The sequence below is a fragment of the Lutibacter oricola genome (genome assembly GCF_900106565.1).
GTDB lineage: Bacteria > Bacteroidota > Bacteroidia > Flavobacteriales > Flavobacteriaceae > Lutibacter > Lutibacter oricola.
Genome location: NZ_FNNJ01000041.1, coordinates 1 through 2199, shown reverse-complemented (window position 1 = coordinate 2199; position 2199 = coordinate 1). Strand labels below are relative to the sequence as shown.

Below are 2199 nucleotides of genomic sequence, written 5' to 3'. Positions count from 1 at the left end.
TTTAATATTCCGACTTTTTAACTCATTTAAAATAACCATTTGAGAGTTTTTCATAAACGTTTTGAATCTGAAATGATAGAAAGATACTAATTCTGCATCATTTAAATTCGTTATGAAATTTTTGAGTTTACTCATTATAAATTTTGTAATCGTAATTTTAACCAACGGGTTTGTGTATGTTTTGTAGCGTTTTTTAAGCTACTAATTTACTAAATAAAACACTAACGTAGAAAATCCGATAGGATTTTCGTAAATGTGCTTGAACCTAGCTATAAAATATAAACAGTGTTAGCCAAAGTTTATTTCATAATTACAATCTTAATGAGTCTATCTTTTTATTTAAATTTTGATAATCATATTGACTTAAATAACCTTGAAAATGAAAAAATATTTCATTTAAATCAGAGATTGATTTAACATTGGAATTTGCTAAAAATCCATAAAAGTCATTATTTCTAATCATACCTATTTTAAGACTTGTTTCAAGTTCTTTTTTAGATTCTAAATTTGTATTATTTTTTATAATCGTTAAACCTCTTATTGAGATAAAGTTCCATAATTGATTATATAAATCATTGTATTTTTCGGGTATTTCTACTAATTTATTATCACTCTTTAAAAGAATTTTTTGCTCTATTGTTTTGAATACTTCATTTTCATATTGACAATTAAAAACTGCGTTAAGAATGTCAGAATTAAAAGCATCTGAATTTAACGTTGATACCATTAATTTTCCATTTGCAATTGTGTTTCTTATTTTTGGGTTCATTATTAATGTACTATCTACATAAATATCGATATTTTGATTATTGTATTTTGTAGTAAAATTTCTAAATGTCTCTATAAATTCTTCTTTGAAATTTAAATTAAGTCTTTGAAAAGGGAATTCATTTATGTTGAATTTTTCTTTCCTGAATGAGTTTGAGTCAAAATATATTGAATCGTCTTTTTTTATGAAAACTTCTCCTCGCGAAAACAACAAATTGTTTATTTTACTTTTACTTAATATAAATGGTAATTTAATTGTGTAAATGTTTTTTTCTTTACTTAAATCATATTCAAATGATTCTTTGTGTGTTAAAAAATCCAGCCTATTTCTTAAGTTTTTTTCAAAATTCTCATTTTGATTATTAATAATAAAAGATGTAGAAATTCCTCCATTCAGAAAAGTTTTTATTTCTTCTTTTTCCGATTGTTTTGAGCAAGATGAAATAATAAGCAGTAAAATAAAAAGATTTAATAATTTCATTAGTTCAATTCAGGTTTTTAATTTTGGCTAACGGTTTTTGGTATGTTTTGTTGAGTGATTTAGCTATAAATTTAGTAAATAATTACTGACCAAGAAAATCCGATAGGATTTTCGTAAGTGTGCCAGAACCAAACAATAAAATATACCAGTTGTTGTGCATAGTTTTTTATAAAATTACAATTAAAATAATAATCAACGTAACAGTCAAAACAAAATTCCAAGGATTTCCAAGATTCGTTTTTAAATATTCTTTATTCCATAAATCTTTTAGATTAATCCATTTATTAAATGAAATAATGGAAAGTAATGATAGAAACAATAATTTAATTACAGTTCCAACTGAAGTTAATATTAAATATGGAATTGAAAATATAATCATTTCAGAATTAGTAAATAATCCATCAATAAAGTCTAAAATTGGTGTTCCTTTTTTATTCATCTACAACTCCTATAAATTTTAAATATTCAATTTCAGTATCGTAAATTTCTAATAATTTATTTTTTGTTAATTCAACTTTTTCCTTATTCAGAGCATATTCCACAAGTTCATTCACATCCAATTCAGTATTGGGTTCAGTTCTGTTTTCTGAATTCGGATTCTCGGAAATCAGTCCGATTTTATTCATATAATTTTCTTCCGCAGTTAATGCGTTACGAATCAGATTCAAGTCAGATGCTTTTTTGTCCAGTTTCAATGCTATAAAACAAGAAGCCTCATCTAAATCATAGATTTCTTTTCCAGCATTATTTTCATTCACGGAACAAAATGGTTCATTTTTGCAGGAACTCAAAGTGAGAATTATTAATAAAATTCCGAATATTTTTTTCATTCCGTGAGTATTCTCAAATTATGCACAACGGGTTTGTGTATGGTTTGTAGCGTGTTTTAAGCTGCAAATTTACTAAATAAAACACTAACGTAGAAAATCCGATAGGATTTTCGTAAATGT

The 2199-nt window shown here is 24.9% G+C and carries 3 protein-coding genes; all 3 read right to left on the bottom strand.

All coding sequences use genetic code 11. The features are described from left to right. Nucleotides 1–310: 310 nt before the first annotated feature. Nucleotides 311–1249, bottom strand: coding sequence for a hypothetical protein (locus BLU40_RS17325; protein ID WP_090126768.1), 939 nt, complete (start codon nucleotides 1247–1249; stop codon nucleotides 311–313). Nucleotides 1250–1415: 166 nt separating this feature from the next. Continuing rightward, a complete protein-coding gene (locus BLU40_RS17320; RefSeq protein ID WP_090126765.1) occupies nucleotides 1416–1688 on the bottom strand; it encodes a hypothetical protein in 273 nt (90 codons plus the stop codon). Next, nucleotides 1681–2079, bottom strand: a complete 399-nt coding sequence (locus BLU40_RS17315) for a hypothetical protein (RefSeq protein WP_090126762.1) — start codon at nucleotides 2077–2079, stop codon at nucleotides 1681–1683. The genes BLU40_RS17320 and BLU40_RS17315 overlap by 8 nt, the downstream gene beginning before the upstream one ends. Nucleotides 2080–2199 lie beyond the last annotated feature (120 nt).

Excerpts from the sequence above, each read along its gene's own strand:
- BLU40_RS17325 (WP_090126768.1), bottom strand. The coding sequence starts at position 1,249 with ATGAAATTATTAAATCTTTTTATTTTACTGCTTATTATTTCATCTTGC.
- BLU40_RS17320 (WP_090126765.1), bottom strand. The coding sequence starts at position 1,688 with ATGAATAAAAAAGGAACACCAATTTTAGACTTTATTGATGGATTATTT.
- BLU40_RS17315 (WP_090126762.1), bottom strand. The coding sequence starts at position 2,079 with ATGAAAAAAATATTCGGAATTTTATTAATAATTCTCACTTTGAGTTCC.